The sequence below is a fragment of the Janthinobacterium sp. SUN176 genome, from assembly GCF_030587335.1.
Classification (GTDB): Bacteria; Pseudomonadota; Gammaproteobacteria; order Burkholderiales; family Burkholderiaceae_D; genus Janthinobacterium; species Janthinobacterium kumbetense.
The window spans coordinates 260,665-286,945 of sequence record NZ_JAPWIA010000003.1 but is presented as its reverse complement, the minus strand read 5'-3'; the positions used below and the strand labels follow the sequence as shown (position 1 = coordinate 286,945).

At 64.5% G+C, this 26,281-nt stretch carries 23 protein-coding genes; 20 read left to right on the top strand and 3 right to left on the bottom strand.

Translation table 11 applies throughout. The features are described 5' to 3' along the window. Nucleotides 1–6: 6 nt before the first annotated feature. Together hydA and O3299_RS22560 are read left to right on the top strand one after the other, a co-directional pair. Nucleotides 7–1,398, top strand: a complete 1,392-nt coding sequence (gene hydA, locus O3299_RS22565) for a dihydropyrimidinase (protein WP_305063247.1) — start codon at nucleotides 7–9, stop codon at nucleotides 1,396–1,398. Nucleotides 1,399–1,408: 10 nt separating this feature from the next. Further along, nucleotides 1,409–2,644: a Zn-dependent hydrolase gene (locus O3299_RS22560; RefSeq protein ID WP_305063246.1), complete on the top strand. Its 1,236-nt coding sequence runs from the start codon at nucleotides 1,409–1,411 to the stop codon at nucleotides 2,642–2,644. A gap of 2 nt (nucleotides 2,645–2,646) precedes the next feature. Here O3299_RS22560 and O3299_RS22555 read toward each other — a convergent pair whose 3' ends face one another. Continuing rightward, entirely contained in the window at nucleotides 2,647–4,401 is a 1,755-nt protein-coding gene (locus O3299_RS22555) for an allantoate amidohydrolase (RefSeq protein ID WP_305063245.1), read from the bottom strand. A 73-nt stretch (nucleotides 4,402–4,474) separates the two neighbouring features. Then, the gene (locus O3299_RS22550; protein WP_034754583.1) at nucleotides 4,475–5,413 is read right to left on the bottom strand and encodes a LysR family transcriptional regulator; all 939 of its coding nucleotides are present in this window, start codon (nucleotides 5,411–5,413) and stop codon (nucleotides 4,475–4,477) included. A 131-nt stretch (nucleotides 5,414–5,544) separates the two neighbouring features. Here O3299_RS22550 and O3299_RS22545 point away from each other — a divergent pair, with 131 nt between their 5' ends. The 14 genes from O3299_RS22545 (at nucleotide 5,545) to O3299_RS22480 (ending at nucleotide 21,357) form a co-directional block, all read left to right on the top strand. Then, on the top strand, nucleotides 5,545–6,777 hold the full coding sequence (locus O3299_RS22545) for a urate hydroxylase PuuD (RefSeq protein ID WP_305063244.1): 1,233 nt from the start codon (nucleotides 5,545–5,547) through the stop codon (nucleotides 6,775–6,777). Beyond that, nucleotides 6,774–8,009 (top strand): M20/M25/M40 family metallo-hydrolase, encoded by a 1,236-nt coding sequence (locus O3299_RS22540; protein WP_099665351.1) that lies wholly within the window; start codon nucleotides 6,774–6,776, stop codon nucleotides 8,007–8,009. The genes O3299_RS22545 and O3299_RS22540 overlap by 4 nt, the downstream gene beginning before the upstream one ends. A gap of 57 nt (nucleotides 8,010–8,066) precedes the next feature. Then, nucleotides 8,067–8,993 (top strand): LysR family transcriptional regulator, encoded by a 927-nt coding sequence (locus O3299_RS22535; RefSeq protein ID WP_305063243.1) that lies wholly within the window; start codon nucleotides 8,067–8,069, stop codon nucleotides 8,991–8,993. A gap of 134 nt (nucleotides 8,994–9,127) precedes the next feature. Next, nucleotides 9,128–9,799: a DUF4286 family protein gene (locus O3299_RS22530; RefSeq protein ID WP_305063242.1), complete on the top strand. Its 672-nt coding sequence runs from the start codon at nucleotides 9,128–9,130 to the stop codon at nucleotides 9,797–9,799. Between the two features lie 108 nt (nucleotides 9,800–9,907). Beyond that, on the top strand, nucleotides 9,908–11,233 hold the full coding sequence (locus O3299_RS22525) for an MFS transporter (RefSeq protein WP_099665348.1): 1,326 nt from the start codon (nucleotides 9,908–9,910) through the stop codon (nucleotides 11,231–11,233). A gap of 9 nt (nucleotides 11,234–11,242) precedes the next feature. Further along, nucleotides 11,243–11,920: a DUF2848 domain-containing protein gene (locus tag O3299_RS22520; protein WP_099665347.1), complete on the top strand. Its 678-nt coding sequence runs from the start codon at nucleotides 11,243–11,245 to the stop codon at nucleotides 11,918–11,920. A 4-nt stretch (nucleotides 11,921–11,924) separates the two neighbouring features. Next, entirely contained in the window at nucleotides 11,925–13,274 is a 1,350-nt protein-coding gene (locus tag O3299_RS22515; RefSeq protein ID WP_305054295.1) for an amidase, read from the top strand. 128 nt (nucleotides 13,275–13,402) lie between these two features. Next, nucleotides 13,403–14,695 carry a paraquat-inducible protein A gene (locus O3299_RS22510; RefSeq protein ID WP_369812319.1) on the top strand — a complete coding sequence of 431 codons (1,293 nt, stop codon included), beginning with the start codon at nucleotides 13,403–13,405 and terminating at the stop codon, nucleotides 14,693–14,695. Next, nucleotides 14,688–16,319: an intermembrane transport protein PqiB gene (locus O3299_RS22505; RefSeq protein WP_305054296.1), complete on the top strand. Its 1,632-nt coding sequence runs from the start codon at nucleotides 14,688–14,690 to the stop codon at nucleotides 16,317–16,319. The genes O3299_RS22510 and O3299_RS22505 overlap by 8 nt, the downstream gene beginning before the upstream one ends. A 23-nt stretch (nucleotides 16,320–16,342) precedes the next feature. Further along, nucleotides 16,343–16,912 (top strand): membrane integrity-associated transporter subunit PqiC, encoded by a 570-nt coding sequence (locus O3299_RS22500; protein WP_251349760.1) that lies wholly within the window; start codon nucleotides 16,343–16,345, stop codon nucleotides 16,910–16,912. Nucleotides 16,913–16,959: 47 nt separating this feature from the next. Further along, entirely contained in the window at nucleotides 16,960–17,358 is a 399-nt protein-coding gene (locus O3299_RS22495; RefSeq protein WP_251349761.1) for a DUF2946 domain-containing protein, read from the top strand. Nucleotides 17,359–17,435: 77 nt separating this feature from the next. Next, the gene (locus O3299_RS22490) at nucleotides 17,436–19,550 is read left to right on the top strand and encodes a TonB-dependent receptor domain-containing protein (protein ID WP_305063241.1); all 2,115 of its coding nucleotides are present in this window, start codon (nucleotides 17,436–17,438) and stop codon (nucleotides 19,548–19,550) included. Nucleotides 19,551–19,558: 8 nt separating this feature from the next. Then, entirely contained in the window at nucleotides 19,559–20,908 is a 1,350-nt protein-coding gene (locus tag O3299_RS22485; RefSeq protein WP_305063240.1) for a PepSY domain-containing protein, read from the top strand. 56 nt (nucleotides 20,909–20,964) lie between these two features. After that, nucleotides 20,965–21,357 (top strand): hypothetical protein, encoded by a 393-nt coding sequence (locus O3299_RS22480; protein WP_305063239.1) that lies wholly within the window; start codon nucleotides 20,965–20,967, stop codon nucleotides 21,355–21,357. Nucleotides 21,358–21,360: 3 nt separating this feature from the next. Here O3299_RS22480 and O3299_RS22475 read toward each other — a convergent pair whose 3' ends face one another. Then, the gene (locus O3299_RS22475) at nucleotides 21,361–22,275 is read right to left on the bottom strand and encodes a LysR family transcriptional regulator (RefSeq protein WP_305063238.1); all 915 of its coding nucleotides are present in this window, start codon (nucleotides 22,273–22,275) and stop codon (nucleotides 21,361–21,363) included. A 102-nt stretch (nucleotides 22,276–22,377) separates the two neighbouring features. Between O3299_RS22475 and O3299_RS22470 the strand changes: the two genes are divergently transcribed. From O3299_RS22470 to O3299_RS22455, 4 genes are all read left to right on the top strand, one after another. Then, nucleotides 22,378–23,487 carry a muconate/chloromuconate family cycloisomerase gene (locus O3299_RS22470; protein ID WP_305063237.1) on the top strand — a complete coding sequence of 370 codons (1,110 nt, stop codon included), beginning with the start codon at nucleotides 22,378–22,380 and terminating at the stop codon, nucleotides 23,485–23,487. A gap of 153 nt (nucleotides 23,488–23,640) precedes the next feature. Continuing rightward, nucleotides 23,641–23,931: a muconolactone Delta-isomerase gene (gene catC, locus O3299_RS22465; protein ID WP_099665339.1), complete on the top strand. Its 291-nt coding sequence runs from the start codon at nucleotides 23,641–23,643 to the stop codon at nucleotides 23,929–23,931. A gap of 45 nt (nucleotides 23,932–23,976) precedes the next feature. Further along, nucleotides 23,977–24,771: a 3-oxoadipate enol-lactonase gene (gene pcaD, locus O3299_RS22460; RefSeq protein ID WP_305063273.1), complete on the top strand. Its 795-nt coding sequence runs from the start codon at nucleotides 23,977–23,979 to the stop codon at nucleotides 24,769–24,771. Nucleotides 24,772–24,876: 105 nt separating this feature from the next. Beyond that, on the top strand, nucleotides 24,877–26,280 hold the full coding sequence (locus tag O3299_RS22455; RefSeq protein ID WP_251349768.1) for a sodium:solute symporter family protein: 1,404 nt from the start codon (nucleotides 24,877–24,879) through the stop codon (nucleotides 26,278–26,280). The last annotated feature ends 1 nt before the right edge of the window (nucleotide 26,281 follow it).

The following is a 26,281-nucleotide window of genomic DNA, read 5'->3' as shown; positions in this document are numbered from 1 at the left end:
GACAAGATGACTACACTGATACGTGGCGGTACTGTCGTCAACGCCGACCGCGCCTTCCGCGCCGATGTGCTGATCGAGGGCGACACGATTGCCGCCGTCGGCGAGAACCTGCCGGTGCCGGTCGGCGCCACGGTGATCGATGCGGGCGGCCTGTATGTGATGCCGGGCGGAATAGACACCCACACGCACATGAATCTGCCCTTTATGGGCACCGTGACGTCCGACGATTTTTTCTCGGGCACGGCGGCGGGCCTGGCGGGCGGCACCACCACCATCATGGATTTCGTCATCCCCGCACCGAAGCAGTCGCTGATCGAGGCGTATCACCAGTGGCGCGAGTGGTCGGCCAAGGCGGCCGGCGACTACACCTTCCACGTGGCGATCACCTGGTGGAGCGAGCAGGTACATGCGGAGATGGGCACCCTCGTGCGCGAACATGGCGTGAACAGCTTCAAGCATTTCATGGCGTATAAAAACGCCATCATGGCCGACGATGAAACCCTGGTGAAAAGTTTTACACGTTCGCTTGAACTGGGAGCGCTGCCCACCGTGCATGCGGAAAACGGCGAACTGGTTTTTCAATTGCAGCAAGCCCTGCTCAAGAAGGGGATTACCGGGCCGCAGGCGCACCCGCTGTCGCGCCCGCCTGCCGTGGAGGCGGAAGCGGCCAACCGCGCCATCGCCATCGCCAATGTCTTGAATACCCCTGTGTACATCGTGCACGTCTCGTGCGCCGAGTCGCTGGACGCCATCACGCGGGCGCGCGCGAATGGTCAGCGCGTGTATGGCGAAGCGCTGGCGGGCCACCTGGTGATCGACGACAGCGTCTACCAGGGCGACGATTTCGATTTCGTCGCGGGCCACGTCATGAGCCCGCCGTTCCGCGGAAAACACCATCAGGCGGCCCTGTGGCACGGCCTGCAAAGCGGTAACCTGCACACGACGGCCACGGACCACTGCACCTTTTGCGCCGAGCAGAAGGCGGCGGGCAAGGACGACTTCACGCGCATCCCGAACGGTTGCGGCGGCGTCGAGGAACGCATGGCCGTGGTGTGGGATGCGGGCGTCAATTCCGGCATGCTGACGCCGTCCGAGTTCGTCAAGGTGTCGTCGACCAATGCGGCGCAGATCTTCAATATGTATCCGCGCAAGGGCGTAATCGCCGTTGGCAGCGACGCCGACATCGTGCTGTGGGACCCGCAGGGCACGCGCACCATTTCCGCCGCCACGCAGTTCGCCAAGGGAGGCTTCAATGTCTTCGAAGGGCGCGCCGTGCGCGGTATCCCCAGCACCACGATTGCCGCCGGCAAGGTGGTCTTCCACCAGGGTGAACTGATGGCGGCGGAAGGGGCAGGGCGCTATGTTGAGCGGCCCGCGTTTTCCGCCACCACCGCATAAGGAGTTGACGATGGATGCACTGCGTATCAATGGCGAACGGCTGTGGGCGGCCCTGATGGAACTGGCGCAGATCGGCGCGACAGCGAAGGGCGGCGTCAAGCGCCTGGCCCTGACGGACCTGGACAAGCAGGGGCGCGACCTGGTGGTGGGATGGGGCCGTGAGGCGGGCATGAGCATCACCATCGACCAGATCGGCAATGTCTTCATGCGCCGCGACGGCACGGACAATACCCTGCCGCCCGTGATGACGGGCAGCCACATCGACACGCAGCCCACGGGCGGCAAGTTCGATGGCAATTACGGCGTGCTGGCGGGCCTGGAAGTGGTGCGTACCCTGAACGATCTGAAAATCAAGACGCAGGCCCCCATCGAAGTGGCTTTCTGGACCAACGAGGAAGGCTCGCGCTTCGTGCCCGTGATGATGGGCTCGGGCGTGTTCTGCGGCGCCTTTTCGCTCGAAACCGCGTATGCGGCCAAGGATACGGAAGGCAAAACCGTGGGCGAGGAGCTGGCACGCATCGGTTATCGTGGCGACCAGGTGCCGGGCGACCACCCGATCGGCGCCTACTTTGAAACGCACATCGAACAGGGGCCCGTGCTGGAAGACGCCGACAAGGTCATCGGCGTGGTGCCTGCCGTGATGGGGCTATCGTGGTATGACTGCGTGGTGACGGGCATGGAAGCGCATGCGGGCCCCACGCCCATGGGCTTGCGCAAGGATGCGCTGCAGGTAGCCACCACCATCATGCAGGAAGTCGTCGTCATTGCCAACCGCTACCCGCCGTATGGGCGCGGCACGGTGGGCATGGTGCAGGTCTTCCCGAACAGCCGCAACGTGATCCCCGGCGAAGTCAAATTCAGCATCGACCTGCGTAACGTGAACGACGAACTGCTCAACACCATGCATGGCGAAATCACGGCCTTTATCGATGCCACGCGCGAGAAGACAGGGCTGGGCATTTCACTGGAAAGAGTCTCCTATTACCCGCCATGCCCGTTCCATCCCGACTGCGTGGGCGCCGTGCGCAACGCCACGGCAAATCTGGGCTACTCGGTGATGGACGTGGTGTCCGGCGCCGGCCACGATGCCATTTACGCGGCCAGGCTGGCGCCGGCCGGCATGATCTTTGTGCCGTGCAAGGATGGCATCAGCCACAATGAAATCGAGGACGCCAAGCCCGAGCACCTGGAAGCGGGCTGCAACGTGCTGCTGCACGCGATGCTGGAGCGGGCGGTGGCCGTGTAGTTTTACGGCTTGGGCTGGAAGCTGCGCAAAAACGCCAGCAGGGCGCGCGCCGCGATGTCGGCGTCGTCGGCCGTCATGGTTTCCAGCGGGTTGTGGCTGATGCCACCATTGCCGCAACGGGTAAATAGCATGGCCACGTCGGTGATGGCAGCCATGGCCATGGCGTCGTGGCCGGCGCCCGACAGCAGCGCGTATGGTTCGACGCCAACCGATTCCACGGCTTGCGCCAGCTGCGCCATCAGCCATGGCGCACACGGTGCGGCACGCGCCGACAGCAGCAGTTCCAGCTGGTAGTCGATCTGGCGCCGTGCACAGATGGCGGCGATGCCATCGAGAATATCGTCGACGGCTGCCTGGCGTACCGCGTCAACGGCCGCGCGGATGTCGAGCGACAGGGTGCAGGCGCCGGCGATTACGTTGACGGAGCCGTTGGGCACGTGCAGCTGCCCCACGGTGCCCACCAGCGCCTCGCCCTGGTTGCAGCGCCGTTCCACCAGCAGGATGATTTCGGCCGCAGCGCTGGCGGCATCCTTGCGCATGGTCATGGGCGTAGTGCCCGCGTGGCTGGCCACGCCGCCAAGATTGACCAGGTAGCGCGAGCTGCCGGCAATCGCCGTGACGATCCCCAGCGGCAGGTCGCGTTCCAGCAGCACGGGACCCTGCTCGATATGCACTTCCACATAGCCGAGCAAGTCGGCGGGATCGCGTGCTATGGCGCCGATGGCGCTCACTTCGTGGCCGGCGGCGGCCAGTGCGTCGCGCATGCTCACGCCATCCGCATCAAGCTGCTCAAGCAGCGATACGTCGAACTTGCCCGTGACGGCCGTACTGCCCAAAAACGTGCTCTTGAAGCGCACGCCTTCTTCCTCGGCGAAGCCGACAATCTCGAAGTGAAACGGCAGCTTTTCGCCCTGTTCGTGCAGGTGGCGCACGACGGCGATCGGCAGCACGATGCCCAGGCGGCCATCGTACTTGCCGCCGTTGCGCACCGTGTCGTAATGCGATCCCGTCATCAGGGTTTTTGCGTCAGGCGCATCGGACAGATAGCGCCCGACCACGTTGCCGACGGCGTCGATGTGCACCTGCATGCCCGCGTCCCGCATCCAGTCGGCCAGCTGTGCTGCCGTTTTCTGGTGCGCCGGCGTCAGGTAGGCGCAGGTCAGGTTGTAATCGCTGTCGCTCCAGCCGGCCAGGGTTTCTGCCTGCTGCATGATGGCCGGACCGAAGTCCAGGCGCACGTCGAACAGGTCGTTCAGGCGAAGCTCGGCGATGCGCTTGATCTGCCGCAACGATTCGGCCAGTTCATCGGCGCGCCGGTTCTTCAGGCGCCGCGCAAACGTGGCGATGATGTCCTGGCGCGTCAAGCCTTCGCCCGTCGGGCCCTTGACGGCCAGGATGAAGGGAAAGCCGAACTTGGCGTTGTAGTCGTCGTTCAGGCGCTGCAGGGTGGCGAATTCGTCGGCGCTGCACAGGTTCAGGCCGGACTTGGCCTGCTCGCGCGTCGATTCCGCCGTCAATTGCCCTGCGATGGCGGCCTTGCCGGCCAGCTCCGGGTGGGCGCGTATCAGCCCCAGTTGCTCTTCGGGCGAAGCTTGCGCCAGCACGCGCTGCAGCTCCGTCTTGAGTGCCGTCAGACTGGCAAATGGCCGGGCGGGTGCCGCGCGCTGGGCGATCCAGGGCGAATGTTCATAGATGCCGTGCAGCCGTGCGATAAAGTCTGCCGTGCTGCCGGCGTTCAGGTCTGAAAGGGTGGTCATGGTTTTCCGATCATGCAAGCGGTGATGATAGCGCCCCGTTCCTGTCTCCATTATATGCGCGTGCTGATAGCGGCTATCGCTGGACCAGCGCCTTGGCGGCAGCGCTGACCTGGTCGCGCAGCCATTTGTGCTCGGGTGCCTGGTGCACGCGCTGGTGCCACAGCTGGTAAAAGCGCATGGGCGGGAATTTCAGGGGCACGGTATACGTTTTCAGCGGCAGCGTCTTTTCATAGAAGCGCATGAATTGCCGGCCCGTGGTCAGCACCAGATCCGTCTGCGTCAGCATGTAGGGGATCAGGCCGAAATATGCCGACTCCACCACCACATTGCGTTGCAGGTTTTGCCGTTCGAGGAAGGAATCGATCACGCCGTGGTAGCCGGGCATCATCTGCGACGGCGCCACGTGGGGCAGGCTCAGATAGTCGTCGAGGGTCATGGCGTCGCTGGCCGTGCGCCGCGCATAGGCGTTTTCCGCATGCATGGCGCAGATGATGGGATCTTCGAACAGCTTCGAGATGTGCAGATGCGCGGGCGGCTCATCCCAGTTGGCGATCACCAGGTCCAGGCCCCCGTCGGACAGTTGGCGGATATGGTCGATGCCCGGCCCCAGGCTGTGCAGCACGACGCGACTTTTCGGTGAACCGCGGCGCAGCAGGGCCACCACGTTGGGCAGGAACTGGCTATCCAGGTAGTCGGGCGCGGCGATATGAAAGGTGCGCGCCTCTTCCTGCGCCACGAACGGCGTCTTCTTGACGAACAGGCTTTCTGTCTGGTCGAGGATGCGCTTGGCCGGATTGAGCAGGCTTTCGCCATGCTGGGTCGGCACCATGCCGCGCGCGCCGCGCACGAGCAGCGGGTCGCCCGTCAGTTCGCGCAGCTTGCGCAGGGAGGCGGAAATCGAGGGCTGCGGCTGATTGAGTTTGAGCGCCACGCGCGAGACATTCTTTTCCACCAGCAGCAGGTAGAGGATGCGGATCAAGTGCAGGTCGAGGTGTTGCGGCAGGCTGGACATGTGGCGGCGGCTCTGTTGTATATCGATTTGAATATGTCAAATATACGATATTTTTCATGTGATGGGCGGTAAATCCGTTTATCTTGTGTAGATTGGCACGAATATTGGTTCGGTCTGACTAGAGGAAATTTATGGAAGTATTTGCCTACCTGATTCCGTACGGCCTTGAGTGGCTGAACCTGATCGTCCGCTGGCTGCACGTCATCACGGGCATCGCCTGGATCGGCGCTTCCTTTTATTTTGTCTGGCTCGACAACTCGATCCGCCCGCCCGCGCCCGGCTCGGAGCTGGCAAAGAAAGGCGTGTCGGGAGAATTGTGGGCCGTGCACGGCGGCGGCTTCTATAACCCCCAAAAATACCTGGTGGCGCCCGCGGAACTGCCGAAGGAACTGCACTGGTTCAAGTGGGAAGCGTATTCGACCTGGCTGTCCGGCTTTGCGCTGCTGACGATTGCCTACTACTTCAATGCCCAGGCCATGATGATCGACAAATCCGTGGCCGACATCAGCAGCGGCCAGGCGATCGGCATCGGCATCGCCACCCTCGTCATCGGCTGGGCCGTGTACGACCTGCTGTGCCGATCAAAGCTGGCGCAATACGAGCTGTGGTTCGGCGTGACGGTGTTTGCCCTGATCGTCGGCGCCGCATATGTGCTCACGCACTTGCTCAGCGGGCGCGCCGCCTACATCCACGTGGGCGCCATGATCGGCACCATCATGGTGGCCAATGTACTGATGCTGATCATTCCCGGCCAGCGCAAGATGGTCGAAGCCATGGCCGCCGGCAAGCTGCCCGATCCCAAGCACGGTTTGAAGGCCAAGCAGCGCAGCGTGCATAACAATTATTTTACGTTGCCGGTGCTGTTCATCATGATCAGCAACCACTACGCGATGACCTACCGCAACGATCACGCCTGGCTGGTGCTGGCGCTGATCATGGCGGCCGGCGTCTTCATCCGCCACTTCTTCAACCTGCGCCACAAGGGCCGCGTCGAGTGGCGCTATCCGGCCCTGGGCGTGGCCTTGCTGGTGGCCGTCGCAGTGGCCATCGCGCCCAAGGCGCCCGTGGCCGTGGCGGCCGCGCCGGCGGTGGACCCTGCCGCGCAGTTCAAGGCCGTGCATGCCATCATCGCCCAGCGCTGCGCCACCTGCCATTCGGCCCAGCCCACGCAACCGGGCTTTGCCACGGCGCCGGCCGGCATGATGCTGGATAATGAAGTCGAAATCCGCCAGCACGCGGCGCAGATCTACAAGCAGGCCATCGAACTGAAGGCCATGCCGATCGGGAACCTGACCAATATGACGGACGCCGAGCGCAGTGAGCTGGGCGTCTGGCTGCAACAGACCATGCAAGGAACAAAATGACAACGCACGCAGAACGAATCACGGCCTGGATCGACGAACACTTCGACGAGGAAGTCGCCTTTTTGCAGAAGGTGGTGCAGCAGCCGACGGATACGCCGCCCGGCAATAACGCGCCCCATGCGGACCTGGTGGCGCAGCTGCTGCAGGCGTATGGCTGGCAGGCGGAAAAGCACGCGGTGCCAGCGGCGCAGGTGGAAGCGTACGGCATGCAAAGCATCACCAACCTGATCGTGCGCCGGCCGTATGCCGCGGGCGGGCCGACGGTGGCCCTGAATGCGCATGGCGACGTGGTGCCGCCTGGCGACAACTGGACGTACCCGCCGTATGGCGGCCAGATCGACGACGGCTATATCTACGGCCGCGCGACGGCCGTGTCGAAGGGCGATTTCGCCACCTATGTGTTTGCCGCGCGCGCGCTCGAGGCGCTGGGCATTCCCTTGAAGGGCCAGCTTGAGCTGCATTTTACGTACGACGAGGAATTCGGCGGCTTGCTGGGGCCGGGCTGGCTGCTGGAGCAGCAGCTGACGAAGCCCGATTTCGTCATCGCCGCCGGTTTCAGCTACGGCATCGTCACCGCCCACAACGCCTGCCTGCAGCTGGAAATCACCGTGCACGGCAAGTCGGGCCACGGCTCCATGCCGGAGACGGGACACGACGCGCTGCAGGCGGCCAACAAGATCCTCAACGCTATCTACGGCCAGTTGCCGGAGCTGAAAAAGATCAAATCCGCAGTGGCGGGCATCGATTCGCCCACCATGCTGGTGGGGCGCATCGACGGCGGCACGAATACCAATGTGGTGCCGGGCAAGGTGGTCATGAAGATGGACCGCCGCATGATTCCGGAAGAAGACCCTGTGGCGGTGGAAGCGCAGGTGCGCGCGCTGATCGAGGACGCCGTACGGGGCGAGCCCGGCATCCGCCTCGAAATTCGCCGCCTGCTGCTCTCGCACGCGCTGCGCCCCTTGCCCGGTTCCGAACAGCTGGTGGGCAGCCTGCAGAAAAATGCGCAAGCCATCCTCGGCGAAACGATTCCCGCCGTCGGCACGCCCCTGTATGCGGATGCGCGTCTGTATGGCGAGCGGGGTATCCCCGCCGTGCTGTATGGCGCCGGTCCGCGCACGGTGCCCGAATCGAATGCGAAGAAGGCCGACGAGCGCCTGGCGCTCGACGATTTGCGCAAGGCCAGCAAGATCGTCGCCCTGACCCTGCTGGACTTCCTGGCGCAGAAATAAGGTCGCTGACTTTGGCTTACAATGGGGCGGACATTCAAACTGTGAAGAAGAGCCCCATTGAATACCCGTTTTCTCGAAGCGTTTGTCTGGGCTGCGCGGCTGGGCAGCTTCCGCACGGCGGCCGACAAGCTGCACATCACGCAGGCGGCCATCTCGAACCGCATCGCCTCGCTGGAGCAGGATTTCGGCACGCGTCTGTTCGACCGCGACGCGCGTGAAATCCGCCTGACCTTCGCCGGGCGCAACCTGCTCGTGTACGCCGAGCGCATGCTGGAACTGTGCCGCGACATGTATGCGGCCAATTCCTCGCCCGCGCACATCACGGGCGAAGTGCGCATCGGCGTCATCGAAACCATCGTGCATACCTGGCTGATTCCGTTCCTGCAGCGGGTGCAGGAGCGCTATCCGGGCATCGAGATTCAATTGACGTCGGAATCGACTCGCCGCCTGCACGAACAGCTGCAGCAGGGCGAGCTCGATATCGCGCTGCAGACGGACATGCTGACGGGCGACCATCTCCGCAGCACGGGCAGCGGCGCCATCGCCATGGGCTGGGCGGGCCGGGCTGCCGACTGGCCCGACACGGACAAGCCATTCACGGTGGCGCAACTGGCGCAGCATCCGATCATCACCATGAACCGGGGCTCGCAGCCCCATTCCGCCTTGAAGGCGCTGTGCCAGGACGAGGGCGTGCAGCTGGGTCGCGTGCATTGCGTCAGCTCGATTTCCGCCATCGTGCGGCTGGTCAAAGCGGGTTTCGGCATCGCCGTGCTGCCGCTGGCGCCCCTGCGCGAGGAAATCGAGCAGGGCCACATCGCCCTGATTCCCTGTACCAGCAGCCTGGCGCCGCAGCGCATCGTCATTAGTTACAGCGAAGACCTCACCACGGAAGCGATTCAATTGGTGGCCATGCTGGCATGCGAGGAGGCGGCCAGGTTCACCCTGGGGCTGGGCGAAGAGTATGGCGCCGGTGCGCGGATGTGAGAATTAAATTGCTGTTGTCACCGCGACCCATAAGAAAAACTTATCAGTCGCGTTCAGAATAACCCGTTTGCCAAGTGATGGCGTGCCACCTATTCTGGGCTGGCATACCACCCATCACGCAGAACGGAACCATCATGACGACCTCCCCCACCTTGCCCGGCATCCTGTTTGTCTGGACCAGCGCCGACCCGGAACACGAACGCGATTTCAACCGCTGGTATGACCGCGAACACGTGGAAGAGCGCGTGCGCATTCCCGGTTTTGTCAGCGGCACGCGCTACCAGGGCGTGCGCGGTCCCCGCAAATACCTGGGCCTGTACCGCACCGATTCGCTGGGCGCCTTCCAGACGCCCAACTACTTCAAGGCTTTCGGCCAGCAGACGCCATGGTCGGTGACGAATCTGCAGCGCATGGTGGACCCGATGCGCCGCGTCTGCGCCATCGAGGCGGAAACGGGCATGGGTACGGGCGCCTGGCTGGCCGTGTTGCGCCTGGGCGCGTCGGCGATCGGTCAGGATGCGCAAGCCGTGGCCGCCATGGCCGCGCTGGGGGCGACATTGCTGCAGATCGATGGCGTCATTGCCACTCGCTTGCTGACGCCCGACGCGAACCTGTCCGGCCCCCTGCCGGCGGAGCAGAAGGAGGGCCGCGTGCTCGACCCGATTTTCCTGATCGACGCATCGTCGGAAAGCGCCGCCATGGCCGCCGCCAATGCCGCCAGCGCGGCGCTGGGCCTCGACGGCGAACAGACGGCCATCCTGCAACTGTCCTGGCAGTTGCGCGAGGCCGACCTGCACGCGGCCTGACACGGCCGCGCGTATCTTGCCGGCACTGATAACACGAGACACGGGCCACGGCGCAGGGCAAAGCATCCTGCACCGGACCTGCAATAAAACTGACGAGAGAGGTAGGCAATGACCACATATACAACGGCAAACGCTGCGCATCCGGCGGCCCAGGCACCGGGCGACAAGCCAAAAACGGGACGCCTGGCCACGGCCAGCATGGTCGGAACGACCCTGGAATGGTATGACTTCACCGTCTACAACACCATGGCGGCGTTGATCTTCAACCACCTGTTTTTCCCTTCTTTCGATCCGCTGACGGGCACCATCTTGGCCTTTTCCACGTACGCCGTCGGCTATATCTCGCGTCCCATCGGCGGCGTGATCTTCGGCCACCTGGGCGACAAGCTGGGACGCCGCTGGGTACTGGTGGTGACCCTGATGCTGATGGGCGTGACGACTGGCTTGATGGGCCTCTTGCCCACGTATGCGACGGCTGGCATCTGGAGCCCGGTCCTGCTGGTGGCCCTGCGCTTCGTGCAGGGCATCGCGCTGGGTGGCGAATGGGCGGGCGCCGTGCTGATTTCCGTCGAACACGGCGCGCCGGACAAACGGGGCCGCAACGCTTCGTGGACGCAGGTGGGGCCGTCGTTCGGCACCTTGCTGGCCACTGGCTGCATCGGTTTGATCACCTACCTGCTGCCGCATGAAGCGTTCATGGACTGGGGCTGGCGCATGCCGTTCATCGCCAGCCTGTTGCTGGTGGCCTTCGGCATGTGGATACGCAGCGGCATCGAGGAAACGCCGCTGTTCAAGGAACTTGACCAGAAGGATGCGAAGGCGGAAGCGCCGATCGGCGACGTGCTGCGCCTCTACTGGCGCCGTTTGCTGATCGCCGGCGGCGTGCGCATCGGCTCGGACGTGCTGTATGCGCTGGTGGTGGTGTTCACCCTGACGTATGTGACGACGGTACTGCACCTGTCGTCGACGCTGGCGCTGACCGCCATCATGATCGGCACGGCCTGCAATGCGCTGTCGGTGCCCGTGTTTGGCGCGCTGTCGGACAAGATCGGCCGCCGACCCGTATATGCGCTGGGCGCCGTGCTGGGACTCGTGTGGGCGTTTGCCTTCTTCACCCTGCTCGACACGGCCAGTCCGGCCGCCATCGTCACGGCCGTTGTCGTAGGCCTGGTCATCCACGCCATCATGTACGGCCCGCAAGCGGCCTTCGTCATCGAGCAATTCCCCACCAAGGTGCGCTATGCGGGTTCCTCGCTGGCCTATACCTTGGCCGGCGTCATCGGCGGCGGCTTTGCACCGCTCGTCATCGCCAGCCTGTACCGCTCGTACAACAGCACCATGGCCGTCTCGCTGTATGTAGCGGCGGCCCTGCTGATCACCGGTGCCGCCGTCTTCGCAGCCAGAGAAACGGGCCGCGGCCCTCTTGAGGAGTAAAGAGATACCATGACTACCCATACCTTCAACCTGGCGGGCCACGGCCCCGTCACCTTCGACATCGACAACCTGATCATCGCTGGCTGGACGGGCCGCGACCTGGCGATGGTCGAACACCATATCGCCGAACTGGAAGCCATCGGCGTGGCGCGCCCGAAAAGCGTGCCGACCTTTTACCGCGTGGCGGCGGCGCTGCTGTCCAGCGATGCCGCCATCGAAGTGCCGGGCCGCGATTCGTCCGGCGAGGCCGAATTCGTGCTGTTCTCCACCGAATACGGCCTGCTGGTGGGCATCGGCTCCGACCATACGGACCGCAAGGTGGAAAGCTATGGCGTGACGGTGTCGAAGCAGATGTGCGGCAAGCCCGTGGGCGACACCTTGTGGCGCTATGCCGATGTGGCGGACCACTGGGACCAGCTGCAGATGCGCTCCTGGCGCGAGCGCGCCGGCGTGCCGGCCCTGTACCAGGATGGCCCCGTGACGCGCATGCTGTCACCGGAAGACCTGATCCTGCGCTACACGGGGCAGGCGACTCTGCCCGTGGGCAGCGCCATGTTTTGTGGCACGCAGCCCATCATCGGTGAAATGGGCCACGGCGACGCCTTCGAGCTGGAGCTGTATGATCCAGCCTTGCAGCGCCGCCTGCAGCACCGCTATGCCGTGCAAACCCTGCCCGTGGAAGGATAACGCAATGACCAAGACCATCCGTGAACTGGCCGCCGACTTGGCCGCCGGTCGCATCACCAGCGTGGAATTGACGCAGCGCATGCTGGCGCGCGCCGAGGCGCACAGGGCGCAGGGCGGCCATGCCTATGTCAGCCTCGATGGCGAACAGGCGCTGGCCGAGGCCCGTGCCAGCGATGCGGCGCGCGCGGCAGGCTGGATGCCTTCGCTGCTGGCAGGCATTCCCCTGTCCATCAAGGACCTGTTCGACGTCAGGGGGCAGGTCAGCAGCGCCGCCTCGCTGGCGCTGGCTGACGCCCCGCCCGCCGTTGTGGATGCCGGCGCCGTGGCGCGTCTGCGCGCGGCTGGCGCCATCCTGCTGGGCCGCACCAACATGAGCGAATTCGCATTCTCCGGCCTGGGCTTGAATCCCCATTACGGCACGCCGCGCAATCCGCACGACCGCGCGCGCGTGGCGGGCGGCTCCACCTCGGGCGGCGCCGTGACGGTGGCGCTGGGGATGGCTGCGGGAGCGCTGGGCACGGACACGGGCGGCTCGATCCGCATCCCGTCCGCTTTTTGCGGCTTGACGGGCTTCAAGCCGACGGCCGCTTCCGTGCCGCTGACCGGCACGGTGCCGCTGTCGCGCTCCCTCGATTCGGCCGGGCCCATCGCGCACAGTGTCGATTGCTGCGCCATTTTGTACGCAGCGCTGTCGGGCCATGACATCAGCGCGCAGGCGCCAGCACTGAAAGGCTTGCGCTTTGGCTTTACCCTGGACTATGTCGGTACGCATGTGGCGCCGCAGGTGCAGCAGGCTTTCGATGCTGCCCTGGACAAGCTGCGGCAAGCTGGCGCGCAGGTAGAACAGTTCGATTTCCCCGAATTGCTGGAGCTGCCGACGATCAATGGCGGCGGCGGGCTGGTGGCGGCGGAAGCCTGGCACTGGCACAGGATATTACTTGAAGAGAAGGGTGCACAGTACGACCAGCGCGTGGCGGCGCGCATCCGCCGCGGTCAGCAGCAGGGCGCGGCCGACTACATCGACCTGCTCGATGCGCGCGCGCGCCTGATCGGCGTCGCCCGGCGGCGCCTGGCGCCGTTCGACGCCTGGCTGATGCCCAGCGTGGCCATCCAGGCGCCGGAAGTCGCGCCGCTGGAAGCGGATGACGCCACCTTCTTTGCCACGAATGGCCTGGTGCTGCGCAACGCCAGCGTGATCAACTTCCTCGACGGCTGCGCGCTGTCGCTGCCTTGCCACGCCGACGGCGAGCTGCCCGTGGGGCTGGGTATTTGCGGCCTGGCGGGCGTCGACGATACAGTGCTGCAAATCGGCCGCGCCGTGGAGGCGCTGCTGCGGGAGCGTGGAAAAGAATAATGCTGTAGTGCAGAAAAATGCCAACTCTGTCATGATGGCTGGCATTGACATGGGATAGTCGCGCTTCAGGCGCCGGCAAACTTCACACTGTGCACCGATACGACCTGATTAGTTGTCATGACTGCGGCGTGCTGTACCGCAAACGTCCGCTGCGTCCCCGCGAAAAGGCGCGCTGCATCCGTTGCCGCTCGGTGCTGTATCGCGGCGCGCATGCGCAGGGCGCATCGGCCGAATTGACCAAGGTGGTGGCGCTCACTCTGGGCGCCGCTTTTGTCTTCCTGATCGCCCAGTTTTTCCCTATCGTCGAACTCGACGTCAATGGCCTCACTTCCAGCGCCACCTTGCTCGGTTCCATCCGCGTGCTGTGGTCCGAGCAGATGCACATCGTGGCGACGATGGTCTTCCTGTTTACCATCCTCTTTCCCGCCATCGAACTCGGTTCCCTGCTGTACGTGGCGCTGGGCCTGCGCGGCGGCGTCAAGGTGCCCGGCTTTAACCGCGTGCTGCGCGCCGTGCAGACGGCGCGCGAATGGGGCATGACGGAGGTGCTGATGATCGGCATCCTGATCACCGTCGTCAAGATGACCAGCCTGGCCACGGTGCTGCCGCAACCGGGGCTGTTCGCGTTTGGCGCGCTGACCCTGATGCTGGCCATCGTCGTCTCGTTCGACCCCAAGGCCCTGTGGAACCTGGGCGACAACCTGACGCGGCAAGCGCTGCCCGGCATCCGCTACAAGGCCTTCGCACCGGGCGAGAAGGTGCTGCCCTGCCATGCCTGCGGCCTGGTGGCGCCGCCGCTGGGCAAGGGCAGGCACCTGGCTTGCGTGCGCTGCGGCACGGCCCTGCACGTGCGCAAACCGGACAGCATCAACCGCACCTGGGCCTTGCTGACCGCCGCCATGATCCTCTACATTCCTGCCAACCTGCTGCCCGTGATGGTGACGCAATCGCTGTTCGGCGCGCAGGACGACACCATCATGAGCGGCGTGGTGCTGTTCTGGACCAGCGGCTCGAAAGGTCTGGCCATCATCATTTTCATCGCCAGCGTGGTCGTGCCGATGCTGAAGCTGGGCGTGCTGGCGCTGCTGGCATTCACCGCGCAGCGGCGTTCGCGCTGGCGGCCGCGCCAGCGCACCATCTTGTACCGCATGGTCGAATTCATCGGCCGCTGGTCCATGCTCGACATCTTTGTCGTCACCCTGACGGTGGCGCTGGTGCGCTTCAAGTCGCTGGCCGTGATCACGGCCGGTCCTGGTGCGCTGGCCTTTGGCGCCGTGGTGGTGCTGACCATGCTGGCGGCGATGCAGTTCGACCCGCGCCTGATCTGGGACCCCGTCGACGGGCAGGTGCCCGGCGAGGAAGAACCCGTGGTGGTGACAAATACCGGAAACAATACAGTGATTGGAGAACAGCATGTCTGACAAAGAAGCAGGCGACCTTGCCGAAGCGGGCGGCCGCCCATTGCCGGAGCCTGATGTGGAACAGGGCAGCCGCTGGCTGCCGTCGCTGGTATGGCTCATCCCGCTGCTGGCCGCGCTGATCGGCGCCGGCCTGGCCGCCAAGTCCATCCTCGACCAGGGGCCTACGGTGACGGTCAGCTTCAAGAGCGCCGAAGGACTCGAGCCTGGCAAGACCAAGGTCAAGTACAAGGATGTCGATATCGGCCAGGTGCGCGCCATCACACTGGGCGAGGACTTGAGCAAGGTGCTGGTGACGATCGACATGAGCAAGGAAGCGCGCCGCTTCGCTACCGCCGATTCGCGTTTCTGGGTGGTGCGCCCGCAGATCGGCGCCAGCGGCGTGACGGGGCTGGGCACCTTGCTGTCGGGCGCCTACATCGGCGTCGACACGGGCAAGTCGGAAGCGAAGAAAGACAACTTCATCGGCATGGAAAGTCCGCCCGCCGTGGCCGGCGACCAGAAGGGCAAGCTGTACACCCTGCATGCGGAAAGCCTCGGCTCCGTCGACGTGGGTTCACCCCTGTTCTTCCACCGCCTGCGCGTGGGCAAGGTGGTCAGCTTTGCGCTGGACAAGGATGGCAACGGCATCACCATGTCCGTCTTCGTGAACGCGCCGTACGACCAGTTCGTCGGCAAGAACGCGCGCTGGTGGCATGCCAGCGGCGTCGATGTGCGCCTCGATTCGAACGGCTTCAAGCTGAACACCCAGTCCCTGGCGGCCATGCTGGTGGGCGGCATCGCCTTCGAGGCGGAAAATGGCCGCAAGCCCGAAGAGCCGGCACCGGCCAATACCAATTTCCGCCTGGCGGCCGATGAGGCCAGCGCCATGCGCGAACCCGATGGCCAGGCCATCACCACCGTGTTCTATTTCGACCAGTCCCTGCGCGGCTTGCAGCCCGGCGCCACGGTGGACTTCCGCGGCATCGTGCTGGGCGAGGTGCGTTCGGTCGGCATCGAGTTCGATCCCGTGAAGAAGAACTTCCGCATGCCCGTCACCGTCAATCTGTACCCGGCCCGCCTGGGCATGCGCTTCAAGGCCGCTGTCGACGATGAGGAAGGTTCGGCCGGCCACCAGCTGCTCGAACGCATGGTCAGCCGTGGCTTGCGCGCCCAGCTACGCACGGGCAACCTGCTGACCAGCCAGCTGTACATCGCGCTGGACTTCTTCCCGAAAGCGCCGAAGGTGGTGCTCGACGCGAACAAGTATCCGCTGGAAGTGCCGACCGTGCCGAACACGCTCGACGAATTGCAGACGCAGATCGCCAGCATCGCCCGCAAGCTCGATCAGGTACCGTATGCGGAGATCGGCAATAATCTGAACGCCACCATCAAGCAGGCCAATACCCTGTTCAAGCAGCTCGATGGCCAGGTGGTGCCGGAAATGCGCGATACCTTGACGGCGGCGAAACAGACCTTCGGCACGGCCGAACAGGTGCTGCAAAAGGATTCGCCGCTGCAGTCGGACGTGCGCCAGGCCTTGCAGCAGCTGACGCAAACCCTGCAATCGCTCAATGCCCTGTCGGATTACCTGGAACGCCACCCAGAGTCCCTGATCCGCGGTAAAAAAGGAGATGAGAAAAAATGAAGCAGCCAATTTTTGCGCTTTTGATGACAGCCATCTTGCTGGGCGCCTGCTCCACGCCCCAGCCCGAGCATTTCTATACGCTCAGCGGCGGCGCCGACGCGCAGCCGGCCAAACCCGTCAAATACTATGTCGAGGTGCTGGCCGTCAGCGTGCCGCAGCAGGTGAGCCGTAACCAGTTTGTCGTGACGGCGCCATCGGGGCGCATCGAATTGCTGGAGCAGCAGCGCTGGGCGGGGCCGTTGGCCGGCGAGATCGGCCAGGCCCTGTCGACGGCCGTGACGAACGACCTGGGCGCCATCGACGTGTTCCGCACGCCGCATCCGGACAACTTGCCCGTGTACCGCATCAGCACCAATGTGCAGCGTTTCGAGTCCGTGATGGGCCAATATGCGCTGATCGACGCCGTGTGGAGCGTGCGCCAGCTGGCCACCAGCAAAGTAGTGACTTGCCGCACGATAGCCAATGAAAAGGTGGGCACCGGCTACGATGAACTGGTGCTCGGTCACCGCCGCGCCGTGAACCGCATCGCCGCCGATACGGCGAGCGTGGTGCGCGCTTTTGACAACGGCAACGCCGCCTGTCCGGCCGCCTGAGCCGCTTTCCGCTACCCAGTCCCGGCGGCCGCTGGTAAAATGCGGCCATGGGAATGACCTTGTTCACGCGCCGCTTTGCCGCCTGGATCGCCTGTTTCGCGATCCTGCTGGCGGCGCTCGCGCCATCGGTTTCCCAGGCCGTCGCCAATGCCAAGCAGGAGTCCGGCTCCGGCTGGGCGGAAATCTGCTCGGTGGCCGGCATCCGTTTCGTCCAGGTCGACGATGATGGCGGCGCCGACGGCAAGTCCGGCGGCAAGGCCATGCAGATGGAGCATTGCGCCTTCTGTTCCACGCATGCGGGTTCCGTGGGCTTGCCGCCCAGTCCCGTGCTGCCGCTGCCCGTCGCCGGCGGCACGGCCATTTTCCCGGCCCTGTACTACCAGTCGCCGTCTCCGCTGTTCATCTGGTCCACCGCGCAATCGCGCGCGCCGCCCGCACTCGTCTAAGTCCTTGCATTTTCAATGTTGGCGCTGTCCGCCTTGCGGTGGGGCACGCCGCATCCGCACACTTAAACGAGAATCACATGAACAAGAAACTGTTGGTGCTGGCCGCGGCCATCACCGTGGCTTACCCCTGCGCGCGGGCGCAGCAACTTGACCACGCCATCGACACCGTCGTCGTTTCCGGTTCGCGCGCGCAAGCGTGGCTGTCCGAGACGCCACAGGCCATCGGCGTCGTCAATGCCACAACCCTGGAACGCGACAAGCCCAAGACCATGGGCGATATCCTCAACCGCATCGCCGGCGTGTACTGGAATGACCTGGGCAACGAGCAGCACAGCATGAGCATCCGCCAGCCCATCGGCACGAATGCCGTCTACCAGTACCTGGAAGACGGCATTCCCATCCGCCCGCTGGGCGTCTTCAACCATAACTCGCTCAACGAGATGAACATGGCGGGCGCCAGCGGCGTGGAAGTGGTGAAGGGCGCCGCCTCGTCGCTGTACGGCAGCAATGCCGTCGGCGGCGCCGTCAATTTCCTCACGGCCGGCGCCAGCGCGACACCCACGGCAAGCGTGGGCGTGCGGCGCGATAACGTGGGCGGCTACACCCGCTACGACACTTCCGCCAGCGATACCTGGGGTCCGCTGGGACTGCGCTTTTCCCACTATAGTTCGCGCCGCTCGCGCGACAACTGGCAAGAGTACAGCTACGGCGACAAGGATTCGTTCTCGCTGCGCGCCGACTATGCGCTCAGTTCCACCTCGCAGCTGCGCGCCACCATCGTCCACACGGATCTCGATGCGGCGATGACGGGCAGCCTGTTCGAGAACGACTACCGCAACGACCCCGGCAAGAGCCTGAACACGTTTACCTACCGCAAGGACAAGACCACGCGCATGAATCTGGCGTGGGAGGGCGCGACGACGGCCAATGGCACGAGCACCGTCACCGTGTTTACGCGCAAGAATGACCATGGACAGATTCCCGCGTATTCCATCGGCAGCTGCGCGGGTGTGCTGTGCAAGGGCGTCATCAACAATAACCATGTTGATTCGCTGGGCCTGGACGTGAAGCACCAGCAGGAATTCGCCTGGCTGCGTTCGCGCCTGATCGCCGGCGTGTATGTGGACAAGAGCGACAATCCCTTTGTCAGCGACAACCTGTCCATCGTGCGCGATGCCGCCACGGGCCGCTACCTGCGCTACACCGTGGCCAATGCATCCAATCCGCAGGGCGTGCGCGACTACCAGACGGATATCCTCAACACGGCCGTCTTCGCGCAATGGGAATTTTCTCCGCTGGCGGGCACGCGCGTGGTGCTGGGCGGCCGTTCGGACGCCATACGCTACGACTACCATAACAAGCTGGCGCCCGGCGGCAGCGTCAACTACGGCGCGCCCGACGAGTCGCGCAGTTTTTCGCACGTGAGCCCGAAGCTGGGCGCCACCTACGCCCTCGGCCATGCGGGCAGCGCGTATGCGAACGTCAGCCAGGGCTTCACGCCGCCCGAGGTGAGCCAGTTGTATGGCAAGACGGGCATCGCCGACTTGCAGCCGTCCGTCTACAACAACTATGAACTGGGCTTGCGCTGGGCCTTTTTGCAGGGTCGTTTGAAACTCGATACGGCCCTGTACCGGCTCGACGGGCGCGATACCATCGTCAGCTACACGCTCTCTCCCGGCAACAGCGAAAACCGCAATGCGGGGCGCACGCGCAGCGAAGGCCTGGAGCTGGGCCTGAACTACGACAGTGGCCCGTTCGACGCGCGCTTCGCCACGGCCATCGCGCGCCACCGCTACTTGCGCTACCAGCTCTCCAGTACCCTCGATTACAGCGGCCGCGCCATGCCGCAGGCGCCGCGCGACATCACCTCGATCGAGATCGGCTACAAGCCCGTGGCCGGCGCGCGTATCGCGCTCGAAGCCGTGCACCAGGGGCGCTACTGGATGAACAATGCCAACACGGTGGAGTACAAGGGGCACGCCTTGCTGAACCTGCGCGCCAGTTACCAGCTCGCGCGCGGACTGGAAGCGTGGGCGCAGGTGCGCAACCTGGCAGATAAACGCTATGCCGATTCGGCCAGCAGCAGTTATGCGGGCACGGGCAGCTATGCGCCGAACAGCCAGAACCAGTACACGCCCGGCGCGCCGCGCAGCGTGATGCTGGGCCTGGGCTATACCTTCAACGCACTGTGAGGATGGCCATGGACGACGCAACTTTTCTCATCGCACGGCGCAAAAGCCTGTATTGGCGCATCCACTTCTGGGCCGCGCTGATCGCATCGCCGTTTGCCCTGGTGGCCACCCTGACGGGCATTTTGTACGTATTCACGCCGCAGATCGAGGCAAGGCTGTACCAGCACCTCGACCATGTGGCGCCGCAGAGCGCCATGCTGCCGCTGGATGCCGCCGTGGCGGCGGCCGAACGGGCGGCGCCGCGTGGCTGGGCGGTGCAGCACGTGGTGCCGCCGTTTCAGCAGGACGACGCGGTGCAGGTGGCGTTCGCGCCGCCCGGCGGCGCGCAGGATGAACATGCGGGCCATGGCGGACATGCCGCGCTGGCCACGCCCGTCAGGCCGAAGTTCAGCCTGCCCGCGCAAGCCGTCGTCGTATATGTGAACCCCTATGACGCGCGCGTGCTGGGCAGCCTGGCCAGCAGTGAGCGCTTCGGCAACTGGGCGAAAAAGCTGCATTCGCGCCTGCAGCAAAACGATGGCTGGCGCTGGATGATCGAGCTGGCGGCCAGCTGGCTGATGGTGATGCTGGTGACGGGTGTGGTCCTGTGGTGGCCGCGCGGCGCGCAATCGGGCTTGCCGAAGCGGGGTGCGCGCGGGCGCAATGGCTGGCGCCAGTGGCATGCTTTTCTCGGCGTGGCGCTCGGCATCGTCAGTGTCGTCATCCTGACGACGGGGCTGACGTGGAGCCAGCAGGCGGGCGGGCGCATCCGCGCGCTGCGCGACGTCAGCGGCCAGGCGCCGCCGCCCGTGCCGCGCGGCCTGCACTCAACGGAGGAGGGCGCCCCGCTCGACTGGCAGGATGCGTGGCAGGTGGCGCGCAGCCATGCGCCCGCCATCGCTGTGCAATTGACGGCACCCGCCAGCCAGGACGATGTGTGGCGCGCCACCATGGCCGACCGCAGCCAGCCCACCTTGCGCTTCGACCTGCAATTCGACGCCTACAGCGGCAAGCCTTTGTACTATGCGGGGTGGGAGGCGCAGACGGCGTTCGGCAAGGCGACGGCCATCGGCATCCCGTTTCATCGCGGCGAATTCGGCTGGTGGAACCAGGCCTTGCTGCTGCTGTTCGGCGCCAGCGTGCTGTTTTCGCTCGTGTCGGGCTGGATGATGTTTTTCAAGCGGCGTTTGCCTGGTTCGCTGGGCTTGCCCAAGCTGCTGCCTGGCGCTTGGACCTCGCCTTCCGCGCTGGCCTGGATGACGGCGGCGGGCATGTGTGCGCTGATGCCGCTGCTGCTCATCTCCGGCGGCCTGCTGATGCTGCTGGAGCTGGGCCTGGCAAAATGTGGGCCGCGTGTCGGCCGGATGTGGCTGCGCTAGAATAAGGGGCGCGGCCAGGCTCGTTGCCATGGGCCGCCCCTTGCATAGGCTGAACCATGGTATTCATCGATTTTCCCGCCTTGTCCGCACTGGCCGCCGCGTCGGCCGCGGTTACCCAGAAATGCAGCTGCTGCGCCGTTCCGCTGGACGCCTGGCAGCGCCTTCCCACCTCGCTGGAGTTGGACCGCTTTGAAGAAATCGGCACCCTGCGCGAAGATCCGTACGAGGAACCGACGTTTGACGAGTATCACCCGCACGGCACGCGCTACGACAGCGTCGATGCGCCCATCGCGCCGCGCTTTTATCCCGCCAATCTGAGCCAGGTAGCACGCTGCCTCAATTGTGGCCGCCACTACCTTCGCTACAACGAGGCGGGCGGTTATTTCACGGAACTGCGCATCCGCGCGCTGCGCCCGGCATTGCTGGCCGACGCGCCGCTATCTGTCTGAGGGCTACAGGCTTTCCTTGACGTGCGCGATGCCGTGTTCATCGTAGATCGAGTACACGGCAGCGAGGAGATTGTCCAGTTCCGGCGAGCGGTCCATGTGCCGCATGCTGAATAAAATGGGCGAGAACGCATGCTTGTCGTCCAGCTTGCGGTATACGACGTTCCGGTGATGCATGGCTTGCACGCTTTCCGGCACGATGGAGATGCCCTGGCCGGCTGCCACGAGTCCCATGGAAATCTGTAGCTCGCGCACTTCCGTGACGGGGCCGGGCGTGACATTGCCCTCGCTGAACATGGCCAGCACCTGGTCGGCAAAGCTGGGGCGGGGCGCTTTCGGATACACGAGCAGGGTTTCGTGGATCAGGTCCGTCAGGCGCAACCCGCCTTCCCCCTTGGCCAGCCGGTGGCCGGGTGGCAGGGCCACCACCAGGCGCTCCTCGCGCAGCAGGATGCGGCGGATGCTGGGATCCTCGCTTTTCAGGCGCCCGAAACCCACGTCGATGCGGCCTTCCTTCAGGGCCTTGATTTGCTCCACCGTCGTCATTTCATGCAGGGTCACGTCGACCTCGGGATGGCGCTCGCAATAGCGGTGCACGACGTCGGGCAATTCCCCGTACAGGGTCGAGGCGACGAAGCCGATCGACAGCGTGCGTTCCAGCTTGCCGATGCGCTGGGTCATCGCCTTCAGGTCGCGCACCTGGTCGAGCAGCGGGCGCGCGTGGGCGAGGAAAAATTCGCCCGCTTCCGTCAGCCGCAAGGGCCGCGAGCCTTTCTCGATCAGTGTCACGCCCAGGGTTTCTTCCAGCTGCTGCATCTGCCGGCTCAGTGGCGGCTGCGCGATATGCAGGCGCGTAGCGGCCCGCGTGAAGTTCCTTTCCTCTGCCACCGCCACGAAGTAGCGCAAGTGCCGTAATTCCATCTTCATACCTTTCAGGTATAGGTTTGATACCAACTCGGTGTTGGACGTGGGGACATTCGGGGAATATCGTGTCTCCACTCCACAGAATTATACGGAATAAATATGATTCAAAATATCGAGACCTACTTGGTCGATGTGCCAACCATCCGTCCGCACAAGCTGTCCGTCGCCACCATGAATACGCAAACCCTGGTGCTGGTACGGCTGCGCTGCGCCGACGGCATCACGGGCTGGGGCGAGGCGACCACCATCGGCGGCTTGAGCTACGGCGGCGAAAGCCCGGAAAGCATCAAGACGAATATCGATACCTACATCGCGCCGCTGCTGGTCGGCATGGAAGCGAGCGAAGTGGCCAAGGCGATGGCCAGGGTGCGCAAGGTCATCCAGGGCAACCGCTTCGCCAAGTGCGCGATCGAGACGGCCCTGCTGGACGCGCAGGCGCGCCGCCTGAATGTGCCGCTGTCGGAATTGCTGGGCGGCCGCGTGCGCGATGCGCTGCCCGTGGCCTGGGTGCTGGCCAGCGGCGACACCGTGCGCGATATCGCCGAAGGGGAAAAAATGCTGGAACTGCGCCGCCACCGCATCTTCAAGCTGAAGATCGGCTTGCGCGACGTGATGGACGACGTGGCCCACGTGCTGGAGATCAAGCGGGCGCTGGGCGAACGGGCCAGCGTGCGCGTCGACGTCAACCAGGCCTGGAGCGAGACGGACGCCGTGCGCGGCATCGCCGCGCTGGAAGCGGGCGGCATCGACCTGATCGAGCAGCCCGTCAAGGCGGGCAACCGCGCCGCGCTGGCGCGCCTGAAGCGGCGCTTCGACGTGGCCATCATGGCCGATGAAGCCTTGCACGGTCCCGCCGATGCGCTGGCGCTGGCGCAGGCCGATGCGGCCGACGTGTACGCGGTGAAGATCACCCAGTCGGGCGGCTTGCTGCCCGCGCTGGAAGTGGCCACCGTGGCGCGCCTGGCCGGCGTGGGCCTGTACGGCGGCACCATGCTCGAAGGCGGCGTCGGCACGGCGGCCACGGCCCACGTCTGCTCCACGTTCGCGGAACTGGCCTGGGGCACGGAACTGTTCGGGCCACTGCTGCTGACGCAGGAAGTCTTGCGCGAACCGCTCGTGTACCGCGACTTCATGCTGCAGGTGCCGACGGGGCCGGGCCTGGGCGTCGAGATCGATATGGACAAACTGCGCGCCATGCAGCGCGCCTGAAGACGCCTATCAAAACCTACTGCGCGTCGTGATTTACGGTCTGCGATGCTCACTGTACCTTCGTACAGCTGCGCTTCTCGACCGCAACTCTCTTCCGCTCGCTACGGTTTTGTTAGGCGTTGCAAGTGCCTATAAAAATCTTAAGGAGACACCATGTTATTCCATGTACGCATGAACGTGAACCTGCCAATGAGCATGCCCGCCGAGCAGGCAGCGCAGCTGAAACAGACGGAAAAGGAACTGGCGCAGCGCCTGCAGCACGAGGGCAAGTGGCGCCACCTGTGGCGCATCGCCGGCCAGTACGCCAACATCAGCGTCTTCGATGTGGACAGCGTGGACGAGTTGCACAACTTGCTCGCCTCCTTGCCGCTGTTCCCCTATATGCAGATCGACGTGATGCCGCTGTGCCGCCATCCATCGTCGGTGCGCGACGGCGATGCCTGACCCGCAGAGCAAAGGACACATGCGATGAAACACACGGATACCGGAATTGTCGTGACCACCTGGAACGGGGAAGATACGCTGCTGCATTACCGCACCGACGGCGAGCGGGGCAAACCGTGCCTGGTATTGTCGAATTCCCTGGGCACGGACCTGTCCATGTGGGATGCCCAGGCGGCGGACCTGGCCAGCGACTTTTATGTCGTGCGCTACGATACGCGCGGTCATGGCCTCTCGGCCAGCGGCGGCGCGCCGTTCGGCATCGAGCGCCTGGGCCTGGACGTGGTGGCGCTGCTCGACCACATGGAGATCGCCCGTGCCGCGTTCTGCGGCATTTCCATGGGCGGCTTGACGGGGCAGTGGCTGGGCATCCACCAGCCGCAGCGCTTGACGAAGCTCGTGCTGGCGAATACGGCGGCGCGCATCGGCACGGCCGACGCCTGGCTGGCGCGCGCGGCGCAGGTGCGTCGCGAAGGCATGGCCACGGTGGCCGATGGCGCGGCCGCGCGCTGGTTTACGTCAGCCTTCATCGCGCGTGAAGCGGCCACGGTGGCGCGCATGATCGCCACCCTGCGCGGGCAGGATGCCGAAGGCTACGCGGCCTGCTGCGCAGCGCTGGCACAGGCGGACTTGCGCGCGCAGGTGGCCACGATTGCGGTGCCGACCCTGGTCATCGCCGGCGAGCACGATCCCGTCACCACGGTGGACGATGCGCGCTGGCTGCAGCGGCAGGTGGCAGGTGCACAGCTGGCCCAGGTGCCCGCGTCGCATTTGTCGAATGTCGAGGCGGCGCAGGCCTTCACGGCGCAGCTGCACGCCTTTGTATCGTCGCCGGCAGGGTAAGATTTCGCTTTGCCCCTGAGCACCGCCACCGGCAAAGACCGGCACGCGGCAGGGGAAGCTTTTTTGAAAAAATAATAAGAAAAAAAGCAAACTTGGAGTAGACAGATGGAAAACAGATTGATCATCATCGCGGCGGTCACGGTGGGCTATTTCGCCCTCATGTCGTACATTACGTATAGTGTGCGCAAGCATGCCAACAGCGCCGAGGGCATGACGGCGGGCGGACGCAACTATCCCGCTTACCTGATCGGCGCGCTGCTATTGTCGGAATTCATCGGCAGTTCCGTCAGCATCGGCACGGCCCAGAAGGGCTATGAACTGGGCATTTCGGCCGCCTGGAACCTGGTGGCGCTGTCGCTGGGATTTTTGCTGCTGGCCATCGTGCTGGTGAAAAAATACAAGGAAAGCGGGCAATCGACGATTTCCGGCATCCTGGCGCAGACGTACGGCGAACCTGTGCGCTATGCGGCATCCATCCTCACCATCGTCGCGCTGAGCATCGTTGCCGTGGCCCTGTATGCGAGCGGCGGCGCCGTGCTGGCGGCCGTGCTGCACATCAACAAGACGGTGGCCATTTTGCTGGTGGGCGCCATCACCGTGATCTATGTCAGCCTGGGCGGCATGCGCTCGGTGGTGTACACGAATTTTGCCCACTCCATCGTCAAGTACCTGGGCGTGATCCTGGCGCTGGCGTATGCGCTGGAAGCTACCGGCGGCATCGGCGCGCTGCAGGCGCAGCTGCCGGCCAAGATGTTCAACTGGGTCGAGATCGGCTGGGGCCAGATCATCGCGTGGATGATCGGCGGCATCGGTTCCATCTTCGCCACGCAATACGTGATCCAGGCCCTCGTCAGCACGGACAACCCGGCCGTGGCCAAGCGCGCCTGCTATTACGTGTCTTCGTTGATGATTCCGTTCGGCCTGATGGCCGCGCTGATCGGCATGTGCAGCGCCGTGTTGTATCCGGGCATGAAGTCGATCGACGCCTTCCCGACCCTGATCGCCCACATGCCGGCGTTTTCCGCCAGCATCATGATCGTCGGCCTGGCCGGCGCCCTGTTCGGCGGCATTTCCGCCACTACCCTGGCATCGGCCACCCTGGCCATGAAGGATTTTTATGATCCTTGGTACAACAAGGCAAAGAACGATGCGAAATCGTTGATGTTCCTGCGCATCGCCATCGTCGTGGCCGGCCTGCTGCCGCTGGTGCTGGCGCTGTATGCGGAAAAACTGCTGATGATCGCCTTCCTCGGCAAGGCCCTGCGCGCCACCCTGGCCGTGCTGGTGCTGATGGCCTTTTATGCGCCGAAATTCGGCACGCCGCGCGGCGCCTTTGTCGGCGTGATCGTCTCGGTGATCGCCACCATCGGCTGGTTTCTGGCGGGCAATCCGTACGGCGTCGACAGTTCCTACCTGGCGCTGGCCGGTCCGCTGCTGACCATGGGCATCAGCCATCTGTTCAAGCCGGCGCAAGCCGTGGCGAAGCCGGCATCGTCGTCACGGCTCTAGG

Bases quoted from the DNA above. Each gene is read 5' to 3' on its own strand.
- O3299_RS22490 (WP_305063241.1), top strand. From the start codon at position 17,436: ATGAACAAGAAACTGTTGGTGCTGGCCGCGGCCATCACCGTGGCTTAC.
- O3299_RS22495 (WP_251349761.1), top strand. From the start codon at position 16,960: ATGGGAATGACCTTGTTCACGCGCCGCTTTGCCGCCTGGATCGCCTGT.
- O3299_RS22485 (WP_305063240.1), top strand. From the start codon at position 19,559: ATGGACGACGCAACTTTTCTCATCGCACGGCGCAAAAGCCTGTATTGG.
- O3299_RS22455 (WP_251349768.1), top strand. From the start codon at position 24,877: ATGGAAAACAGATTGATCATCATCGCGGCGGTCACGGTGGGCTATTTC.
- O3299_RS22480 (WP_305063239.1), top strand. From the start codon at position 20,965: ATGGTATTCATCGATTTTCCCGCCTTGTCCGCACTGGCCGCCGCGTCG.
- catC (WP_099665339.1), top strand. From the start codon at position 23,641: ATGTTATTCCATGTACGCATGAACGTGAACCTGCCAATGAGCATGCCC.
- O3299_RS22500 (WP_251349760.1), top strand. From the start codon at position 16,343: ATGACAGCCATCTTGCTGGGCGCCTGCTCCACGCCCCAGCCCGAGCAT.
- O3299_RS22550 (WP_034754583.1), bottom strand. From the start codon at position 5,413: ATGTCCAGCCTGCCGCAACACCTCGACCTGCACTTGATCCGCATCCTC.
- O3299_RS22540 (WP_099665351.1), top strand. From the start codon at position 6,774: ATGACAACGCACGCAGAACGAATCACGGCCTGGATCGACGAACACTTC.
- O3299_RS22560 (WP_305063246.1), top strand. From the start codon at position 1,409: ATGGATGCACTGCGTATCAATGGCGAACGGCTGTGGGCGGCCCTGATG.
- O3299_RS22530 (WP_305063242.1), top strand. From the start codon at position 9,128: ATGACGACCTCCCCCACCTTGCCCGGCATCCTGTTTGTCTGGACCAGC.
- O3299_RS22520 (WP_099665347.1), top strand. From the start codon at position 11,243: ATGACTACCCATACCTTCAACCTGGCGGGCCACGGCCCCGTCACCTTC.
- O3299_RS22545 (WP_305063244.1), top strand. From the start codon at position 5,545: ATGGAAGTATTTGCCTACCTGATTCCGTACGGCCTTGAGTGGCTGAAC.
- O3299_RS22475 (WP_305063238.1), bottom strand. From the start codon at position 22,275: ATGGAATTACGGCACTTGCGCTACTTCGTGGCGGTGGCAGAGGAAAGG.
- O3299_RS22470 (WP_305063237.1), top strand. From the start codon at position 22,378: ATGATTCAAAATATCGAGACCTACTTGGTCGATGTGCCAACCATCCGT.
- O3299_RS22555 (WP_305063245.1), bottom strand. From the start codon at position 4,401: ATGACCACCCTTTCAGACCTGAACGCCGGCAGCACGGCAGACTTTATC.
- O3299_RS22525 (WP_099665348.1), top strand. From the start codon at position 9,908: ATGACCACATATACAACGGCAAACGCTGCGCATCCGGCGGCCCAGGCA.
- hydA (WP_305063247.1), top strand. From the start codon at position 7: ATGACTACACTGATACGTGGCGGTACTGTCGTCAACGCCGACCGCGCC.
- O3299_RS22505 (WP_305054296.1), top strand. From the start codon at position 14,688: ATGTCTGACAAAGAAGCAGGCGACCTTGCCGAAGCGGGCGGCCGCCCA.
- O3299_RS22515 (WP_305054295.1), top strand. From the start codon at position 11,925: ATGACCAAGACCATCCGTGAACTGGCCGCCGACTTGGCCGCCGGTCGC.